Below are 17,812 nucleotides of genomic sequence, written 5' to 3' on the forward strand. Positions count from 1 at the left end.
CCCCGACTTGCGCCATTGTTTGAAAGTGGCGGAAGGCCGCCGCCTATGGATATGAGTGGGGCTCCCCGCCGCGGAACGAGCCATGCGCGAAGCCAATCTGACGCTGATCCAGACCTTCTTCATCGTCGCGCGCGACGGCTCCTATTCGGCCGCGGCCCGCAAGCTGGGGATGAGCTACCAATCCGCCGCCAACCATGTCCGCCGGCTCGAACAGGTGCTGGAGGAGCGCCTCGTCCTCTCCGAGCAGGGCGCCAAGACGGTCACACTGACGCCGCGCGGGCGCAGCCTCTACAAGCTCTTGCTGCCGGAGCTCGACACGGTCCTGGCGAGGCTCGACCGCACGCTCGACAAGGAGCGGCCGGTGCTGCGCATCGGCCTGCCGCAGGCGATCTTCTACTATCTGCTGCCGCCGATCCTGGCCCGGTTCCGGGAACTCTTCCCACAGGTCGAAATCCTCGCCTATGAGCGCGACACCTCCCTCCCCGAGATGATCAAGGATGGCAGCCTCGATCTGTGCATCACCGAGCGCTATTTCGGTGACCCCAACGTGCCGCAGCATCTGGTCTGCACCTATCGGCCGGCACTCGTCTTCCCCACCGCCTGGGGCGCGGCCCCGGCGCCGGGCGAGATCCGGGAATGGGCGCAGAGGCGCCCCTTCGTGACCTATGAGCCCGGCCAGCTGCTGCGCAACCTCGCCATCGACTACCTGCGCCCCGACGGGTCGGAGATGGAGATCGCGATCTCGACCTCCGGCAGCTCGAGCGTGAAGCGCTGCGTCGAGGCCGGGATCGGCTTCGCGATCATCCCGGCCTGGTGCCTCGACGGCAGCGAGACCAGCATCGCCGGACTCGAAATCGCCGAACTGCCGGAGATCCCGATCTATTTCGGCGAAGCGAGCTTCCTCGCCCGCAACCCTTATGTCGTGACGCTGCGCCAGCTCTGCGGCAACCTGATGCAGACGGCGTCGGGCCCGCAGCTTCCGACCGCTTGACGCCGGTCCTTGCCGATCTATGGTCGCAGCCGATCATGGTTCTCCAGGCGTCACGCCCTGGAGCTAAGAGGGAATTCGGTGAGGCGCGCAGCGCCGAGGCCGAGGCTGCCCCCGCAACTGTAAGCGGCGAGCTCTCCACCCATCGTCCACTGGCGCTCCGGCGCCGGGAAGGCCGGACGGAACCAGCATCGACCCGCGAGCCAGGAGACCTGCCCTGATCATCGGAAGGTCTTTCGGGCGGGGTGCTCCGGAGGGTTGCGGACAAGCGCGGGACGAGGATCCCGCCGCTCCGTCGCAATCGCCTGCTTCCCGCCTTCATCTCGGGGAGCGATGAATCCAGATGCCCATCTCTACGAGCGCCGCCGGCGCCTTTGCTCGCACCAGCTTGACAGGTCGCGGCGCAGCCCTCTATCAGCTTTGTTATAACATTACATATTGGCTCAAGTCGCGCCGACTTGGCCCATGCCTCGGCGCCGGCCGTTCTCTCCCGCCTTCGAAGGGTTTCATGCACATGGTCCAGCGTTTCTCTCTCCCGCTGGCCCTGGCTGCCGGCCTGTGCCTCGCTTCCGGCGCGCAGGCCGCGCCGACGCAGTATCCGCCGACGCAGTATCCGCTGACGCTGGAGAACTGCCGGGAGACCATCACCTTCAACCAGGCGCCGAAGCGCGTGGTCGCCGTCGGCCAGACGCAGACCGAGATCCTCTATGCGCTCGGCCTGGGCGACCGCGTCGTCGGCACCGCCGTCTGGTTCAGCCCGGTCGCCAAACCTTATGAGGCGGTGAACGCCAAGGTGAAGCGGCTCGCCGACAATGACCCGAGCTTCGAGGCGGTGGTCGCCCAGGAGCCCGACCTCGTCACCGCGATGTTCGAATGGCATATCGGGCCGAACGGCATCGTCGGGAAGCGCGACCAGTTCGCCAAGGTCAAGGTGCCGACCTATGTCTCGCCGACCGACTGCGTCGGCAAGGACAATTCCGGCCCCGGCGACGGCGTGCGGACCAAGATGTTCTCGATGGAGCTGGTCTACCAGAACATCCGCGAATTCGGTCAGATCTTCGATGTGTCCGACCGCGCCGAGGCCCTGATCGCCGAGCTGAAGGCACGCGAGGAGAAGGCGGTGCAGTCGGTCGCCGGGATGAAGGCGCGGGACGTGCCTGTCGCCGTCTGGTTCTCCAGCAAGGACATCAAGGGCGATGCCTTCATCGCCGGCAAGAACGGCGTGCCGGCCTATATCCTGTCGAAGCTCGGCGCCCGCAACGTCATCACCACCAATGAGGAATGGCCGCTGGTCGGCTGGGAGAGCATCGCCGCCGCGAACCCCGCCGTGATCGTCGTCGTCAAGATGGACCGCCGGCGCTTTCCCGCCGACGACATCGATCTCAAGCTCAATTTCCTGAAGACCGACCCGGTGGCGAGCAAGCTCGATGCCGTCAAGCAGGACAGGATCGTGGTGATGGATGTCGGCGCGACGCGCGCCGGGCTCGACACCGTCGACGGCATCGAGGCGCTGGCACGCGGCATCGAGCGCTTCGGCCTGGCCCGGTGAGCCACCACCCCGTCCAGCCGAACTGGCCGGCGCGGATCGGCATCGCGTTCGCAGCGCTGGCCGCGCTGGTCTTCGCCATCGCGCTCGCCGTGACCATCGGCGAGATGCGGATTCCGCTGGCGACCGCCTTTCAGGCGCTTGGCAACGGGCTGTTCGATCTCGGCTATCCGGTCAGCGCGATCCAGCAGGGCGTGATCTTCGACTACCGGCTGAGCCGGGCGCTGCTGGCCGGGCTGTGCGGCGGCGCGTTGGCGCTGTCGGGCGCGATCCTGCAGGCGCTGCTGCGCAACCCGTTGGCCGAGCCCTATATCCTCGGCATCTCGGCCGGCGCCTCGACGGGCGCGGTGGCGGTGATGATCCTCGGCTTCGGCGGAGCGGTGCTGACCGTCTCCGGCGGCGCCTTTCTCGGCTCGGTCGCGGCGCTGCTGATCGTCGCGCTGCTGGCCGCGGGCGCCGGCGGGGCGAGCGATCGCGTCATCCTCGCCGGGGTCGCCGGCTCGCAGCTCTTCAACGCCGCCACGGCGACGATCGTCACGACGCTCGCCAGCGCCGAGCAGGCGCGCGGCGTGATGTTCTGGCTGCTTGGCAATTTCGGCGGCGTGCGCTGGCCGGACGTCTTCGTCGCGACGCCGGTCGCGCTCGCGGGCTTCGCGATCTGCATGCTGCACGCCAAGGCGCTCGACGCCTTCGCCTTCGGGGCAGATGCTGCCGCCTCGCTCGGCGTCGCGGTGACGCGCGTGCGCATCGTCCTCTTCGCGGTGACCGCGGTGATGACCGCGACCATGGTCAGCATCGTCGGCACGATCGGCTTCGTCGGCCTCGTCATCCCGCATGCCGCCCGTTTCCTGGTCGGCCCCGGCCATGCCCGCCTGCTGCCGGTCTGCCTCGTCATCGGCGCGATCTTCATGATTTTGGCCGACATCCTCTCGCGCATCCTGGTGCCGCAGCAGATCCTGCCGATCGGCGTCGTCACCGCGCTAGTCGGGGCGCCAGCCTTCGCCATCATCCTCTATCGCGCCAGGCGACCGGCATGACGCTCTCGGCACGCGACGTTTCCTGGGGCACCTCCGGGCGGATGATCGTCGGCGGCGTGACGCTCGAAGCGGCGCCCGGCAAGATCCTCGGCCTGATCGGGCCGAACGGCTCCGGCAAGTCGAGCCTGCTGCGGCTGCTCTGCCGGCTGCGCAAGGTCTCGTCCGGCGTGGTCGAGCTCGATGGCCGCGATATCGGCCAGGTGTCGCGGCGCGAGCTCGCCCGCCGCCTCGCCTTCGTCGAGCAGCAGGCGACGACCGAGATCCAGCTCTGCGTCTGCGACGTCGTCCGCCTCGGCCGCACCCCGCATCGCAGCGCCCTCGCCTCCTGGAGCGCGGCCGACGAGCAGGCAGTCGATGCGGCGCTGGCGCGGGTCGGCATGAGCGAACGGCACGACCAGCTCTGGCACACACTCTCGGGCGGCGAGCGCCAGCGCGTGCATATCGCGCGGGCTTTGGCGCAGACGCCGAGCGAGCTCATCCTCGACGAGCCGACCAACCATCTCGACATCCAGCACCAGCTCTCGATCCTGACCCTTGTCCGCCGGCTCGGCGTGACCTGCATCGTCGCCCTGCACGACCTCAACCTCGCGGCGCTGTTCTGCGACGAGATCGCGCTGCTGCACGAAGGCCGCCTGGTCGCCTCCGGCACGCCCGAAACCGTGCTGACCGAGGAGACGATCCGGCGGGTCTTCGGCGTCGCGGTCAGGATCGGTGCTACGGCCTCCGGCCGGCGCCATATCGAATACCTCGTCGACCCCGACTGCTATGGAGAGGCCGCGCCATGACCGCTTCCGACGTACAGCATGCCGTGACCGGCTACTGGACCGCTCGCGCGCCAAAATTCGACGGCGTCGCCTCGCATGTCGCCCAGTCCGCGCTCTGGCAGGAGGTCCTGGAAGCAGCCTTTGCCGCCAAGCAGCCGCTCGACGTCGTCGATCTCGGCACCGGCACGGGCGCCTGCGCGCTAGTCGCGGCCGCGCTCGGCCATCGCGTGCGCGCCTATGACGGGGCGGAGGGCATGCTCGCCGTTGCACGGGCCGCCGCGAAAGCGCAGGGCCTCGCCGTCGACTTCATCGCCGAGACGCTGCAGGACGCGGCGATCGCGCCGGGCTCGGCCGATATCGTAACGCTGCGCAATGTGCTGTGGACGCTGGAGCAGCCGATGGCGGCGCTGCGCAAGGCTTGCGACATCCTGCGCCCGGGCGGACGGGTCGTGGTGTCAGACGGGCTCTGGTCGGTCGCGCCGCAATACCGCTCGACCTATCCGGCCGATATCGCCGCCCGCCTGCCGCTGCACGACGGGCTTACCGAGGACAAGGCGCGGCAGATGCTGGACGAGGCCGGCTTCGGCCCGGCCACCTCCTGGCAGCATCTGTTCCTGGCCCCGCCCTATCCCGGCGACGTGCCGATGTTCGTGCTGTCTGCGATGCGGCCCTGAAGGCCGCACCGGGGAGCGCCGCCCTTTCCCTCAGTGGCCCGCTGCCGGAACCGGCGGCGTGCCGTGGGTGTGGAAGCTCTCGATTGTCTTCAGCCCCCAGGCCTGACCCTTCTTCCGCTCCTCCTCCGTCCAGGTGACGGTCTGCCAGTCCGGATCGAGGATCAGGCGCGCGCCGGCATTGGCGATCTCGACGCGATTGCCGGCCGGCTCGTAGACATAGAGGAAGAAGGTCTGCTGCACGGCGTGCTTGTGCGGCCCCGTCTCGATGTAGACGCCGTTCTCAAGGAAGATGTCGGCGGCTTCCAGCACATGCTCGCGCTGGTCGACGGCATAGGTGACGTGGTGGAAGCGTCCCAGGCTGCCGGTGTGGTCGCGGGTATAGGCGATGTCGTAGCTCTTGTTGTTGACGGTGAACCAGCAGCCGCCGACCTCGCCGGAATCGAGCACGATCTGCTCGGTGACGCGGCTGCCCAGCGCCTTCGGCAGGAAGTCGCGGATCGCCGCGACGTCGCGGGCGAGCAGGTTGAGATGGTCGAGCCTACGGACAGCGCAGCCGCGGCCATGATTGCGCTGCGGCTGGTTCTTAAGCGCCGGGCGCTCATGCGGCGGGGCGACATATTTGTTGGTGTCGAAATAGATCTCGAAGACATGATCGTCCGGGTCGCGGAAACGATAGGCCCGGCCATGGCCGAGATCGCCATCGACCCAGCCGATGCCGCAACCCATCGCCTCGATCGCCTCGACACGACGCCGCAGCGCCTGCTCGCTGGTCGCCCGGTAGGCGACATGGCCAATGCCGGTGGTCTTCGCCGCCGTCAGCTTGAGCGTATGGAACTCGTAATCGTCCCATGCGCGCAGGAAGACGCTGTCGCCCTCGCGCCCGCTCTCGGTCAGCCCGTAGACATTGACGAAGAAATCGAGGCTCTCGGCCGGCTTGTCGGTGAGAAGCTCGACATGCGCGAGATGGGCGATGTCGAAGCAGGGTTCGCTGCTCATCCCCAGACCTCCTTGGCGACTTCGAGGATGCGCGAGAGTTTTGCCCACTGCTCGTCCTCGGCGAGGACATTGCCCTCCTCGGTCGAGGCGAAACCGCATTGCGGCGAAAGGCAGAGCTGCTCCAGCGGCGCGTATTTCGACGCTTCCTCGATCCGGCGCTTGAGATTGTCCTTGCTCTCGATCTCCCCGAACTTGGAGGTGACGAGGCCGAGCACGACCTGCTTGTCGCCCTTCGGCAGGAAACGCAGCGGCTCGAAGCCGCCGGAGCGGTCATCGTCCCACTCCATGAAATAGCCGTCGACATCGATCTGGTTGAAGACCATGTCCGCCACCGGTTCGTAGCCGCCTGAGGCGATGAAGGTCGACTTGAAGTTGCCGCGGCAGGTGTGGGTGGTGATCTGCATGTCGGCCGGCTTCGCCTTGAGCGCGGCGTTGAGCACGTCGCGATAGACGAAGATCAGCTTGTCCGGATCGTCGCCGCGCTCGGCCAGCATCTTGCGCTGCTCGGGATCGCAGAAATAGGACAGGCTGGTGTCATCGAGCTGCAGATAGCGGCAGCCGGCGTCGTAGAAGGCCTTGATCGCCTTGGCATAGGCCTTGCCGAGATCCTCGTAGTAATCCTCCATCCTGAGATAGGCGCTCGGGTCGATCGCCTTCCGCCCGCCGCGGTAATGCAGCATGGACGGGCTCGGAATCGTCATCTTCGGCACGCGGCTGGTCACCGAGGCCAGGAACTTGAAATGGGCGAGATGCGGGTGGTCGGCCGGGAAGTCGAGCTTGCCGGTGACGCGGATGCCGTGCCCCTTGGTCGCGACGCCCTTGAACTGGATTCCCGCATCGGTCTCGTAGGTCGTGACGCCGGTCAAGCCGTCGAGGAAGTCGAAATGCCAGAAGGCGCGACGATATTCGCCGTCCGTCACCGCCTGCAGGCCGACCTCTTCCTGCTTCTTGACGAGTTTCCTGATCTCCTCGTCCTCGATCCTGGTCAGATCGGCCTGGCTCAACTCGCCGGCAGCATGCTTGGCCCGGGCGTCCTTGACCGGCGCGCTGCGCAGCAGGCTTCCGACCATGTCGCCCCGGAACGGCGGCTTCTTCCTCTGGGTCATGACGTTTCCTCCCGGTTCTCGTTGATCAGGCAGCGGCCGTTAGGCCGAGATGGTGTTCGAGGCGCTCGGGCTCGGCGATCAGCGTAGCACTGCGCTCGGCCAGGACCACGCGCCCGCGTTCGAGCACGATGGCGTCATCGGTCAGTTCGAGGATCTTTCGCGCATGCTGCTCGATCACGATGGCGGAAAGCCCCTCCTCGCGGAACAGGCCCTTCAACGCCTTGAGCAGTTCCTCGACGATGATCGGGGCGAGGCCCTCGGTCGGCTCGTCGAGCAGCAGCAGCTTCGGATTGAGCATCAGCGCCCGGCCGATCGCCAGCATCTGCTGCTCGCCGCCGGAAAGCTGGTTGCCGAGATTGGCCTTGCGCTCGGCCAGTCGGGGAAACATGCGAAAGACGCGGGCCGCGTCCCACGGCCCCGGCAGCGCCACCGCCGTCAGATTCTCAAGCACCGTCAGCGATTTGAAGATGTTGCGCTCCTGCGGCACCCAGCCGATGCCGGCATGGGCGCGTTGCTCGGGCGAGGCCGTGGAGAGGTCGCGCCCGGCGAGCACGATCCGCCCGCCGCGCCGTCGCGTCACGCCGATGATGCTGTTGACCAAAGTCGTCTTGCCGACGCCGTTGCGGCCGAGCAGCGCGAGCGAGCGCCCTTCGGCAAGGCTGAGGTCGATATCGAACAGCACTTGCGCCTCGCCATAGCCGGCGCTCAGCTTCTCGATCCTCAGGAGTTCGGATGGCGCTGCTTCAGGCATGGGCGCCCTCGCCGAGATAGGCCGCGCGCACGGCTTGATCCCGCGCCATCTCCTCCGGCGTCCCCTCCGCCAGCACGCGCCCGTTGACCAGCACGGTGATGCGCGTCGCGAAGCGGAAGACGAGGTCCATGTCGTGCTCGATCAGCAGGACCGAGACATCGTCCGGAAGCTCGGCAACCGTCTGCATCAGCTCGCGCCGCTCGGCCTCCGGCACGCCGGCCGCCGGCTCGTCGAGCAGCAGGACCGTGGGCCGCGCGGCAAAGGCGGCGGCGATCTCGATCTGGCGCTGCTTGCCATAGGGCAGCGTCGCGATCTTGCGGTCCATGATGTCGTCGAGCCGGAAACGGTTCAGGATCTCGGCGGTCTGGTCGACGAGTTCGGAGTCGCGGTCGAGCGCGCGGAAAGGCTGACTGCCGCGGCCGAGCCGCTCGGAGGTGACGAGGGCGATCATCTCCAGCGGCGTCATCGTGCCGAAGAGCTGATTGATCTGGAAGGTGCGGGCGAGGCCGCGCTTGACCCGCGCCTCGCGCGGCAGCCTGGTGATATCCTCGCCCAGCAGCGCGATGCGCCCGGAGCTCGGCCTGAGCACGCCGGTGAGCTGGTTGACGAAAGTGGTCTTGCCGGCGCCGTTCGGGCCGATCAGGGCGTGGCGTGCGCCCTTCGCGAGCGAAAAGTCGACATGGTCCGTCGCGGTGATCCCACCGAAGCTCTTGCAGAGGTCGAAGGTCTGGAGAGCGACGCTCATCACGCGCCTCCCTTGCCGAGGCGGGCGAAGCGGCCGACCACCGTCTTGATCGCGCCATGGATGATCTCTCGCCCGCCGAGCACGAACAGCACGAGGAAGAGCCCGATCCAGAACATCCAGTATTGCGGGGTGAAGCTCGAAATCGCGTCCTGCAGCAGCTTGAAGGCGATGGCGCCGACCAGCCCGCCATAGAGATAGCCGGCGCCGCCGATGATCAGCACCAGCATCAGATCGGCCGAACGATGGAAGTCGAGCACGTCGAGCGAGACGAACTGCGTGGTCTGGGCGAGCAGCGCCCCGGCCGCGCCGGCATAGGCGGCCGCCAGGGTGTAGGCCGCGGCGAGGCGCCGCCCGTTCGGGACCCCCGAGGCCGAAGCGCGCAGCGGATTGTCTCGGACCGCCCGCAGCGAAAGCCCGAAGGGCGAATGCACCACCCGCCGCGCGATCAGGAACAGCACGAAAAGGACGCTGAGCGAATAGAGATAGGCGGTGCGGCCGAAGATATCGAACTCGAACTGGCCGAGCACCGGCTTCATCATCACGCCTTGCAGCCCGTCGGCGCCGCCCGTCAGCGAGCCGAAGGAATTCGCCAACTCGTAGAGGATCAGCGCCACGCCGAGCGTCACCATCAGCCGGGTGAGATCGCTGCCGCGCAGGACCAGCGGGCTGGTCAGGAGGCCGACCAGCCCGGCGGCCGCCATGCCGCAGGCAAGGCCGGCGACCGGATCGCCGGTGACGTGCTTGGCCAGGAGCCCGGCCGCATAGGCGCCCATGCCGAGAAAGGCGGCATGCCCCAGCGAGACGATGCCGGCATAGCCGAGGATCAGGTCGAGGGAGAGCGCGAACAGAGCGAGGATCGCGATCTCGTTGAGCAGCAGCAGATGGCTCGGGAACAGTACGAAGGCCGCGAAGGCGAGTATCCAGAAGGCGATCTCGGCCGGGTGCCAGCGGCGGCCGGCATAGAGCGCCTGCCGGACGCGGGCCTCGAAACTCTCGGCCCTCATGCCCGCGCCCTCGCGAACAGCCCATGCGGCCGGGTGATCAGCAACACGACCATCAGCGCATAGATGATGAAGGCGCCGACCTGCGGCACGAGATATTTGCCGACGACATCGGCGACGCCGAGCAGCATCGCCGCGAAGAACGGGCCGGTGATGCTGGAGGTGCCTCCGACCGTGACGACGATCAGGAAGTAGATCATGAATTTCAGCGGAAAGGTCGGGTCGAGCCCCATGAGTTCGATGCCGAGCGCACCGCCGAGACCGGCCAGCCCGCTGCCGAGCGCGAAGGTGAGCGCAAAGAGCCGGTTGACGGGAATGCCGAGCCCGCGCGCCACCCGCGCATCGTCGACGGCGGCGCGCAGGCGGCTGCCGAAGCGGGTGTGGGTAAAGCCCCATTGCAGGGAGACGGCGAGGATTCCACAGATCGCGATGACGAAGAGCCGATAGCGGCCGATGCCGACCCCGGCGATCTCGAAGCGCCCCTGCAGCCAGGCCGGCAGGCGGATGAACTGCTGGGTCGAGCCCATCAGCCAGTCGGTGCCGGCCACTGCCATGAAGACGAGGCCGATCGAGAACATCACCTGGTCGAGATGGCTCTTGGCGTACATCGGCCGATAGATCAGGCGCTCGAGCACGATCCCGATCACGGCCGCGGACAGGAAGGCGAGCGGCAGGCTCGCCAGGAAAGGCAGGCCGAGCCGCTGCATCGCCAGCACGGCGACATAGCCGCCGAGCATGGCGAAGGCGCCGTGGGCGAGGTTGACGAAGTTCATCAACCCCATCGTCACGGAGAGCCCGCAGCCGAGGACGAAAAGCACCATCCCATAGGCGATGCCGTCGAACAGGATGGTCAACATGCGTTTCGTTCCGCCCGGGCCTGGCCCGCTGCCGTCACTTGCGGGCCTTCACCGGGTCCTTGACGTCCTTGATCGTCGCGAACTCGACATTCTGGAGCTCGGAGCCGACCTTTTCGGTCTTGCGGACATAGATGTTCTGGATGATGTCGCGCGTGTCCGGGTCGATCTTCACCGGCCCGCGCACGCTTTCCCAGGACGCCCCCTTCATCGCCGCGATCAGCTTGTCGCCATTGGCGTCGCCCTTGGTCGCTTCCAGCGCCTTGGCGATCAGCTTCATGCCGTCATAGCCACCGACCGCCATGAAGTTCGGCCGCATGCCGGGATTGGCCTTCTGGAAGGCCTCGACGAAGGCCTTGTTGGCCGGGCTGTCATGCGCTGCCGAGTAGTGATGGGTGGTGATGGCGCCGAGCGCGACGTCGCCGATGCCCTGGAGAATGTCGTCGTCGACCACGTCGCCCGGGCCGATCAGCTTGATGCCTGCCTTGTCGAGGCCGCGCTCGACGAACTGCTTCATGAACTGCGCGCCGACGCCGGAGGGCACGAAGACGAAGAGGGCATCGGGCTTGGCTTCCGAGACGCGCTGCAGGAAGGGCGCGAAGTCGGGGCCGCGCAGCGGCACGCGCACGCTCTCGACCGTGCCGCCGGCCGCCTTGAACTTGTTGGCGAAGGAGGTTTCGGCATCGATGCCCGGGCCGTAATCGGTGACGACGGTGAAGACCTTCTTGATGCCGTTGGCCCAGGCCCAATCCGCCATCGGCTCGGATGCCTGCGGCAGCGTGAAGGAGGTGCGCGCGATATAGGGCGAGGCCTCGGTGATCGTCGCGGTCGCGGCCGCCATCACGATCTGGGGTACCTTGGCCTGTGTCGCGATCTGCGCGGTGGCCATGGCGAGCGGAGTCAGGCCGAAGCCGGCCAGCACCGAGACCTTGTCGTTGACGACCAGTTCCTGCGCGAGGCGGCGCGTCGCGTCGGCGTTGCCGGCATCGTCCTTGAGGATCACTTCGAGCTTGCGCCCGCCATGGACGGCGCCCTCCTGGGCCAGGAAGAGCTTCACCGCGGCGTCGATCTGCCGGCCGGTCGAGGCGAAGGGCCCCGTCATAGGCAGGATGAGGCCGATCTTCAGCGCCTCCTGCGCCAGTGCCACGCTGCTGACCGACGCGGCCAGCGCGAAGCCCAGCACTCCTTTGAGAACAGTCCTGCGATGCGTCATGTCGTTCCTCCCCGAGAGTTCTGCTCGATCCCCGTTTGCGGGGTTCTTCTTGTGCTCAGTCGTCTTCGTCGTCGCGATAGACGAGGCCTGCCTTGGCTAGGCCTTCGCGCATAGCGTACATGTCCAGGCCGAGTTCGCCAGAGGCCAGACGCCGCCGCTTTTCCTCCTCGCCGGCCTCGCGCTTGCGCCCGGCTTCGGCGACGGAAGCCGCATCGAGGCGCGGCACGACCACGACCCCGTCATCATCGGCGACAACGACATCGCCGGGATTGACCAGCGCCCCGGCGCAGACCACCGGGATATTCACCGAGCCCAAAGTCGCCTTGACCGTGCCCTTGGCCGAGATCGCCCGCGACCAGACCGGAAAGCCCATCCGGGTCAGCACGCGGACATCGCGCACCCCGGCATCGATGACGAGGCCGACGCCGCCGCGCGCCATCAGCGAGGTCGCGAGCAGGTCGCCGAACATGCCGTCGGTATTGTCGGTGGTGCAGGCGACGACGAGGACGTCGCCGGGCTTCACCTGCTCGATCGCGACATGGATCATCCAGTTGTCGCCGGGCTGGGCCAGTACCGTGACAGCGCTGCCGGCGATCTGCGCGCCGGCATAGATCGGCCGCATATAGGGCTTCATCAAGCCGCTGCGCCCCATCGCCTCATGCGTGGTCGAGACGCCGAGTTCGGCCAAGGATGCGATGTCGGCGGCAGCAGTGCGCTTGTTCGTCCTGACGACCACGGGCTTCATGCCAGCGTCTCCAGCGCTTCCGGGAAGAGGCGCTGATACGCCTCGCCATAGGTCATCGCCTTGCCGGAATTGCGCCCGCCCTGCATGCCGCGGTTCAGCGCGACGCGGGTGTAATATTCCCAGAGATGCTTCTGGGCGGCGAGGATCTCGAAGGCCTGGCGCTTCACCTCCCAGACCTCGTCGATGTTGAGGATGACATTCGGCTTGAAATTGCACTGCTCGGGCTGGTGCGGCTCGAACAGGAAGAGCGGCGGCGCCGCATAGGCGCGCTCGGGGTTGGGCTTGTGGCCGGCCGCCTGGGCGATGATGCGCGCCTCCTGGGCGAAGCGCGTCGCCTCGGGGTGGTCGACATTGTAGGGGTCTTCGAGCGCGTGGGTCAGCACGAAGCTCGGATTGAGTTCGTGGAAGATGTCGATGGCGCGCTCCAGCATCGGCTCGGTCGTGCGCAGCGGGTAGTCGCCGGCGTCCATGAACTCGATCTCGGCGCCGAGGAGCGCAGCGGCGCGCTCGGCCTCATCACGGCGCTGCGCCTTGACGTCCGCCATCTTCACCCCCGCCTTCTTCCAGGCGAACTGGCTCTCGCCGCGCTCGCCATAGGACAGGCAGAGAATCTTGACGCGGAAGCCACGCCTTGCGTGCAGCGCGATCGCGCCACCGGCGCGCCAGACGAAATCGCCGGGATGGGCGGTAACGACCAGACCTGTCTTCTGCGGGCTCGGCATCGATCGAAAGTCCTCTTGTCGCGAACTCAGGCGGCCGGCCGCGGCGCCACGAAGGCCTGGCCGTCCATCAGGATGCGGGCGGTACGCAGCAGCCCGGCCCGTTCGACCACCGGCTTCTCGGGCGTGCCGCCGACCGTCAGGCGCACGGTGAACTCGCCGGTGGGATGCTCGACCGAGAGCGAGCGCTCCCTTCCCGAAGGCATGATGGCGACGGAAGCCGCCGGCGATCCCGGCAGGGCAGCGGCGGTCGCGACCGTGACGGCGGCGAAAACGCCGATCGAGGCATGGCATTCATGCGGGATGAAGCTGCGCGTCGCGATGGCGCCACCGGCGCGCGGCGCCGCAACGAGCGCGATCTTCGGCACGACCTTGCCGGAAACGTCGCCGAGATTCATCAATGGGCCCGCTGCCAGCCTTATGCGCTGGATGCGCGCCTTGAGCTCGAGATCCTTGTCGAGCTCTTCGCGCGGCTCATGGCCGGTGCGGCCGAGATCGGCAGCCCGCATCACGATCACCGGCATGCCGTTGTCGATCAGCGTGACCTCGACGCCGTCGACGATATCGACCGCATTGCCGGTGGGCAGCAGAGCGCCGCAGACCGAGCCCTCGGTACCGAGGAAGCTGATATCGATCGGCGCCGAGGTGCCGGGCACGCCGTCGATCCGCGCTTCTCCGGTGACGCCCGCCTGCCCGTCGCCGGTCTGCATCACGAGATCGGCGACGGTGCCGGTGTTCAGCGTGCGGACGCGCACCGTCGTCGAGGCGCCGGCCGCCGGGACGAGGCCACGCGCCAGGGCGAAGGGCCCGATACCGGCGAGGATGTTGCCGCAATTCGGGGTCGTGTCGACGCTGGCGGTCTCGATCCCGACCTGTGCGAAGAGGAAATCGATGTCGCAGTCCGGCTCGGTGGAGCGCGAGACGATCGCGACCTTGCTGGTCAGCGGATGGGCGCCACCGAGGCCGTCGATCTGGCGCTTGTCGGGCGAGCCCATCACCGCAAGCAGGATGGCGTCGCGCTCGGCCGGATCGGAAGGCAGGTCCTGGCTGAGGAAATAGGCGCCCTTGGAGGTGCCGCCGCGGATCAGCATGCAGGGTATCGCGATCTGCATCGGCTCTCGGCCTCCGGCCGTGATCTTGGCGCCAGCGATGAGGCCGTGGCTCGAACCTGAACGGGCCGGGATCGCGGACAGCCTTGGCCTCGCCGCCAATGCGGCCCGGCGCGGTATCCTGCTCCTCCCCGTTCGCCGCGACCATGGCCGCCGGCGATTGCTTATTCAAATGACAAGAATGCAGCGTTTCATGCACAACTCTCAGTAATCGATCAGCTGGTCAGGCGCTCGCTCTTCAGCGCGTCGACGACCAGCGAGAGCAGTTCACGCGCCGCGGGCTTCAGGGCCACGCCCTTGCGCGTGATGATCCCGAGCGTGCGCGTCACCGTCGGCGAGCGCAGCGGGATCGCCGCAAGCTCCTCGGCGGCGGCAATGTCGAGCGCGAGCTGCGGCAGGATGGTGAAGCCGAGGCCGGCACGGACGAAACTCACCGCGGTCGCGACACGCTGGACCTCGTAGCGCCAGGCGAGCTTCTCGCGGCGGGCGCCGAGCGCATCGTCGATCAGGATGCGATTGCCGGTTTCGGCGCTGATGCGGACCAGTGGCAGGCCCTCGAGCTGGGTCCAGGTCAGCGAAGGCGCGGCCGCGAGCTGCGAATTGCGCGGGCAGACAAGCACGAAAGGCTCCTTGACCACCGGCTTGAGATCGAGATCCCAGCGGTTGGCGGCGACGATGGTGATGCCGAACTCGGCCTCGCCGGACTGGACCTTGTCGGCGATCTCCGAGGCAGAGTTGTCGTGCACCCTGATGTGGATGTCCGGATGGCGGCGCACGAACTCCGCGATCACCTCCGGCATGCTGCGCATCGCGATGGTCGGCAGGCAGCCGACCTCAACGCTTTCCCCCACCTCCTCGGCATCGAGACGCAATTCGTCGAGGGAGGTTCCGAGCTCCTCGAAGATGCGGCGGGCCTTGGGCAGGAGGGCGGTGCCGGCCTTCGTCAGGGAGACCTGGCGCGTCGTCCGCTGCAGGAGCTGGATACCGAGCCCCTCCTCGAGCTTGCGGATGCGGTGGCTCAGCGCCGTCTGCGACAGGTTGAGATGGGAGGCAGCAGCATGGAAGCTGCCGCGCTCCGCGATGCTTACGAAGGCCTGCAGGCCGAGCACGTCGATCCTCACAAGCGGCCCTTCCCTGCGCATGGTCGGTTCTGATGCAAGATTTTCATCAAACCGGAGATTGTTCAAATCCACCTTTTCGCGGCCTCTGTGCAGCAGATCCCAGAATATCGCGATCCTCGTTGCGAGACCGATTCCGAATTTGCCCGCAAGATATTGATGGTGCTTAGAAATTACGCAGAATCTTCGCCAGTGGGAGCGGCGACGAACTCACGGCATGGGCCCGCCCCCATCGTAACGCCGTGCCTCGCCTTGACGAATCCCGCCGCAGGCTGACTTCATCCGGCCAGAGGCATGATGTTCCGTTTCATCCACTCATCGGACCTGCATATCGGCAAGCGCTTCGGCAACATGCCGGAGGAGCTGCGCGGCCGCCTGCGCGATGCCCGCCACACCGTGCTCGACCGGCTCGCCGCCCAGGCACGCGCCGCGGGCGCCGGCACGATCCTGCTCGCCGGCGACTGCTTCGACACGGAGACGCCGAGCCCGGCCATGCTGCGTCAGGCGCTCGCCGCCATGGCCGGCCACACCGGCCTGCGCTGGGTGATGCTGCCGGGCAACCATGATTCCCTGCTCGCAGACGAGCTATGGGCCGCCGCCCGCTCAGCCCTGCCGGCCAATGTCGTGCTGGCGACGGAACCGGAGCCGATCCTGCTGGAAGCGGCAGTCGCGCTTCTCCCCGCCCCCTGCACGACGCGCCGCCCAGGCCGCGACCTGACCGAATGGATGGATCGGGCGGCCACACCGGAAGGTGCGCTCAGACTCGGCCTCGCCCATGGCGCGATCCAGAGTTTTTCCGAGGACGGTTCCGGGCTCGACATCATCGCGCCCGACCGCGCCTCCCGCGCCGGGCTGGACTATCTCGCGCTCGGCGATTGGCATGGCCAGATGGCCGTCAATACCCGCAGCTGGTACAGCGGCACGCCCGAGCCCGACCGCTTCAAGCATGGCGAGCCTGGACGGGCCCTCCTCGTCAGCCTGCCGGCCCCGGGCGCCCTGCCCGAAGTCACCCCGGTCGAGACCGGCAGTTTCGCCTGGCGCAGCCTTTCCCTGGAACTGCTCTCCGGCGACGATGCCGCAGCTCTGCTCGCGGCACAGTTGCCGGCCGGAGCTGCCCGGCGCCAGACGCTGTTGCGCATCGTCGCCTCCGGCCGCCTGCGCCCAGCTGCGCGAATGGCATTGGAAGCCGAGATCGCAGCCGTCGCCCCGGAATTCGCCGATCTCCAGCTCGACAGCGAAGCGCTGGCCGCCGATTGCGAGGATACCGATCTCGACGCGATCGATCGGGCTGGCGCCCTGCGCCAGGCCGCAGAGTTGCTGCTCGCCGAGAGCCGCGATGAAAGCCGCCCGGAGGCCGAGCGCGAGATCGCCGGCGAGGCGCTGGTGCGGCTGTTCTCCTATTGCGACGCGATGCAGCCATGAAGCTGACCGCGCTACGCCTCCACAATGTCCGGCGCTTCGCCGGCACCGGCGTCGCCGTCGAAGGCATCGGCGACGGCGTCAACGTGCTCTGCGCCGTCAACGAGTTCGGCAAGTCGACCTGCTTCGACGCGCTGCATGCGCTGTTCTTCCAGCCCTATAGCGGCACGCCCGGTGCGGTGCAGGCGCTGCGGCCCTATAGCGGCGGTAGCCCCTTGGTCGAGGCCGATATCGCGACGCCCGAAGGTGCGTTCCGCCTGACCAAGCAGTTCTATGGCGGCAAGCGGGCGATGGTGCGCGAGCTTTCGAGCGGCCGGCTGATCGCGCAGGCCGACGAGGCGGAAAAGTTCATCGGCGCTCTGGTGCAGGGCGGCACTACCGGCCCGGCGGGGCTGCTCTGGGTGCGCCAGGGCATCACCGGCATCGAGCGCCGCGCCAAGAGCGAGGAAGAGAGCGAGAAGCGGGCGCGCGAATCCGTGCTGCTCTCGGTGCAGGGCGAGGTCGAATCGCTGACCGGCGGCAGGCGCATGGCGCAGGCCGTCGCCGCCTGCGAGGAAGAGCTGTCGCGGCTGGTGACCGCGACGCGGCGGCCCAAGGCCGGCGGCCCCTACGCCCTCGCTCTCGACGAACGCGACCGCCTCGCCGAAGCCGAGCGCAAGCTGGCGACCGAGGTCGCCGAACTACGCGCCGCGCTCGACCGGCGCCGCAGCATTCGCAACCGGCTGGACGAACTCGAGGATCGCGACGAGGAGAATGCCCGGCGCAGCGCCCTGGCGCAGGCCGAGAAGGACCTCGCCACCGCCAAGACCCAGGGCGAGGCGCTGAAGACCGCCGAGGCGCAAGCCGCCCTGGCCCGCAGCCAGCGCGATGCGGCCAACCAGGCGCTCTCGGCCTATCGGCGCAGCCTGGCGCGCCTTGCCGAATTGCAGGCTCTCGAAAGCGAGGGCACGGGCAAGCGCGACGACGCCCTGGCCCGACAGCGCGCCGCCGCGGAGTTCGGCCGGGCCGCCGCTGCCGCGGTCGAGGC

General features: G+C 67.8%; 18 protein-coding genes and 1 riboswitch. Of the genes, 7 read left to right on the plus strand and 11 right to left on the minus strand.

The annotated features are described in order from the left end of the window. The first annotated feature begins 82 nt into the window (after positions 1–82). From RKE40_RS22795 to RKE40_RS22815, 5 genes are all read left to right on the plus strand, one after another. A complete protein-coding gene (locus tag RKE40_RS22795) occupies positions 83–991 on the plus strand; it encodes a LysR family transcriptional regulator (RefSeq protein ID WP_316020499.1) in 909 nt (302 codons plus the stop codon). Between the two features lie 19 nt (positions 992–1,010). Beyond that, positions 1,011–1,222, plus strand: a riboswitch (cobalamin riboswitch). A 280-nt stretch (positions 1,223–1,502) separates the two neighbouring features. After that, positions 1,503–2,537: an ABC transporter substrate-binding protein gene (locus RKE40_RS22800; RefSeq protein WP_390893499.1), complete on the plus strand. Its 1,035-nt coding sequence runs from the start codon at positions 1,503–1,505 to the stop codon at positions 2,535–2,537. Continuing rightward, positions 2,534–3,571 carry a FecCD family ABC transporter permease gene (locus tag RKE40_RS22805; RefSeq protein WP_316020501.1) on the plus strand — a complete coding sequence of 346 codons (1,038 nt, stop codon included), beginning with the start codon at positions 2,534–2,536 and terminating at the stop codon, positions 3,569–3,571. The genes RKE40_RS22800 and RKE40_RS22805 overlap by 4 nt, the downstream gene beginning before the upstream one ends. Next, complete coding sequence (locus RKE40_RS22810) at positions 3,568–4,356, plus strand: ABC transporter ATP-binding protein (RefSeq protein WP_316020502.1); 789 nt, start codon at positions 3,568–3,570, stop codon at positions 4,354–4,356. Before RKE40_RS22805 ends, RKE40_RS22810 begins: the two co-directional genes overlap by 4 nt. Further along, positions 4,353–5,009, plus strand: a complete 657-nt coding sequence (locus RKE40_RS22815; protein WP_316020503.1) for a class I SAM-dependent methyltransferase — start codon at positions 4,353–4,355, stop codon at positions 5,007–5,009. The genes RKE40_RS22810 and RKE40_RS22815 overlap by 4 nt, the downstream gene beginning before the upstream one ends. Positions 5,010–5,039: 30 nt before the next feature. On the opposite strand, the gene RKE40_RS22820 is transcribed toward RKE40_RS22815, so the two are convergent. The 11 genes from RKE40_RS22820 to RKE40_RS22870 all read right to left on the minus strand — a co-directional run bounded on the left by RKE40_RS22820 (position 5,040) and on the right by RKE40_RS22870 (position 15,369). Next, positions 5,040–6,005, minus strand: coding sequence for a catechol 2,3-dioxygenase (locus tag RKE40_RS22820; RefSeq protein ID WP_316020504.1), 966 nt, complete (start codon positions 6,003–6,005; stop codon positions 5,040–5,042). Next, the gene (locus RKE40_RS22825) at positions 6,002–7,111 is read right to left on the minus strand and encodes a 5-methyltetrahydropteroyltriglutamate--homocysteine S-methyltransferase (RefSeq protein WP_316020505.1); all 1,110 of its coding nucleotides are present in this window, start codon (positions 7,109–7,111) and stop codon (positions 6,002–6,004) included. The genes RKE40_RS22820 and RKE40_RS22825 overlap by 4 nt, the downstream gene beginning before the upstream one ends. A gap of 25 nt (positions 7,112–7,136) precedes the next feature. After that, on the minus strand, positions 7,137–7,862 hold the full coding sequence (locus tag RKE40_RS22830) for an ABC transporter ATP-binding protein (protein ID WP_316020506.1): 726 nt from the start codon (positions 7,860–7,862) through the stop codon (positions 7,137–7,139). Further along, positions 7,855–8,607, minus strand: a complete 753-nt coding sequence (locus RKE40_RS22835) for an ABC transporter ATP-binding protein (RefSeq protein ID WP_316020507.1) — start codon at positions 8,605–8,607, stop codon at positions 7,855–7,857. The genes RKE40_RS22830 and RKE40_RS22835 overlap by 8 nt, the downstream gene beginning before the upstream one ends. After that, positions 8,607–9,611 (minus strand): branched-chain amino acid ABC transporter permease, encoded by a 1,005-nt coding sequence (locus RKE40_RS22840; protein WP_316020508.1) that lies wholly within the window; start codon positions 9,609–9,611, stop codon positions 8,607–8,609. Before RKE40_RS22840 ends, RKE40_RS22835 begins: the two co-directional genes overlap by 1 nt. After that, entirely contained in the window at positions 9,608–10,465 is an 858-nt protein-coding gene (locus RKE40_RS22845) for a branched-chain amino acid ABC transporter permease (protein ID WP_316020509.1), read from the minus strand. Before RKE40_RS22845 ends, RKE40_RS22840 begins: the two co-directional genes overlap by 4 nt. Before the next feature lie 34 nt (positions 10,466–10,499). Beyond that, positions 10,500–11,675, minus strand: a complete 1,176-nt coding sequence (locus RKE40_RS22850) for an ABC transporter substrate-binding protein (protein WP_316020510.1) — start codon at positions 11,673–11,675, stop codon at positions 10,500–10,502. A 55-nt stretch (positions 11,676–11,730) separates the two neighbouring features. Continuing rightward, positions 11,731–12,420, minus strand: a complete 690-nt coding sequence (locus tag RKE40_RS22855; RefSeq protein WP_316020511.1) for a 4-carboxy-4-hydroxy-2-oxoadipate aldolase/oxaloacetate decarboxylase — start codon at positions 12,418–12,420, stop codon at positions 11,731–11,733. Further along, on the minus strand, positions 12,417–13,142 hold the full coding sequence (locus RKE40_RS22860; RefSeq protein WP_316020512.1) for a PIG-L deacetylase family protein: 726 nt from the start codon (positions 13,140–13,142) through the stop codon (positions 12,417–12,419). Before RKE40_RS22860 ends, RKE40_RS22855 begins: the two co-directional genes overlap by 4 nt. 26 nt (positions 13,143–13,168) lie before the next feature. Then, positions 13,169–14,251: a 4-oxalomesaconate tautomerase gene (locus RKE40_RS22865; protein ID WP_316020513.1), complete on the minus strand. Its 1,083-nt coding sequence runs from the start codon at positions 14,249–14,251 to the stop codon at positions 13,169–13,171. A 212-nt stretch (positions 14,252–14,463) separates the two neighbouring features. Beyond that, the gene (locus tag RKE40_RS22870) at positions 14,464–15,369 is read right to left on the minus strand and encodes a LysR family transcriptional regulator (RefSeq protein ID WP_316020514.1); all 906 of its coding nucleotides are present in this window, start codon (positions 15,367–15,369) and stop codon (positions 14,464–14,466) included. Positions 15,370–15,663: 294 nt separating this feature from the next. Between RKE40_RS22870 and RKE40_RS22875 the strand changes: the two genes are divergently transcribed. Continuing rightward, a complete protein-coding gene (locus tag RKE40_RS22875; protein ID WP_316020516.1) occupies positions 15,664–16,788 on the plus strand; it encodes a metallophosphoesterase family protein in 1,125 nt (374 codons plus the stop codon). Then, a partial coding sequence (locus RKE40_RS22880) for an AAA family ATPase (RefSeq protein WP_316020515.1) occupies positions 16,785–17,812 on the plus strand: 1,028 nt, incomplete at its 3' end. The genes RKE40_RS22875 and RKE40_RS22880, both read left to right, overlap by 4 nt.

This window comes from Allobosea rubneri (genome assembly GCF_032464875.1).
GTDB lineage: Bacteria > Pseudomonadota > Alphaproteobacteria > Rhizobiales > Beijerinckiaceae > Allobosea > Allobosea rubneri.

Coding starts and splice junctions, on each gene's coding strand:
- RKE40_RS22825 (WP_316020505.1), bottom strand. CDS start 7,111: ATGACCCAGAGGAAGAAGCCGCCGTTCCGGGGCGACATGGTCGGAAGC.
- RKE40_RS22865 (WP_316020513.1), bottom strand. CDS start 14,251: ATGCAGATCGCGATACCCTGCATGCTGATCCGCGGCGGCACCTCCAAG.
- RKE40_RS22845 (WP_316020509.1), bottom strand. CDS start 10,465: ATGTTGACCATCCTGTTCGACGGCATCGCCTATGGGATGGTGCTTTTC.
- RKE40_RS22830 (WP_316020506.1), bottom strand. CDS start 7,862: ATGCCTGAAGCAGCGCCATCCGAACTCCTGAGGATCGAGAAGCTGAGC.
- RKE40_RS22820 (WP_316020504.1), bottom strand. CDS start 6,005: ATGAGCAGCGAACCCTGCTTCGACATCGCCCATCTCGCGCATGTCGAG.
- RKE40_RS22840 (WP_316020508.1), bottom strand. CDS start 9,611: ATGAGGGCCGAGAGTTTCGAGGCCCGCGTCCGGCAGGCGCTCTATGCC.
- RKE40_RS22875 (WP_316020516.1), top strand. CDS start 15,664: ATGTTCCGTTTCATCCACTCATCGGACCTGCATATCGGCAAGCGCTTC.
- RKE40_RS22815 (WP_316020503.1), top strand. CDS start 4,353: ATGACCGCTTCCGACGTACAGCATGCCGTGACCGGCTACTGGACCGCT.
- RKE40_RS22860 (WP_316020512.1), bottom strand. CDS start 13,142: ATGCCGAGCCCGCAGAAGACAGGTCTGGTCGTTACCGCCCATCCCGGC.
- RKE40_RS22800 (WP_390893499.1), top strand. CDS start 1,503: ATGGTCCAGCGTTTCTCTCTCCCGCTGGCCCTGGCTGCCGGCCTGTGC.
- RKE40_RS22835 (WP_316020507.1), bottom strand. CDS start 8,607: ATGAGCGTCGCTCTCCAGACCTTCGACCTCTGCAAGAGCTTCGGTGGG.
- RKE40_RS22810 (WP_316020502.1), top strand. CDS start 3,568: ATGACGCTCTCGGCACGCGACGTTTCCTGGGGCACCTCCGGGCGGATG.
- RKE40_RS22850 (WP_316020510.1), bottom strand. CDS start 11,675: ATGACGCATCGCAGGACTGTTCTCAAAGGAGTGCTGGGCTTCGCGCTG.
- RKE40_RS22795 (WP_316020499.1), top strand. CDS start 83: ATGCGCGAAGCCAATCTGACGCTGATCCAGACCTTCTTCATCGTCGCG.
- RKE40_RS22855 (WP_316020511.1), bottom strand. CDS start 12,420: ATGAAGCCCGTGGTCGTCAGGACGAACAAGCGCACTGCTGCCGCCGAC.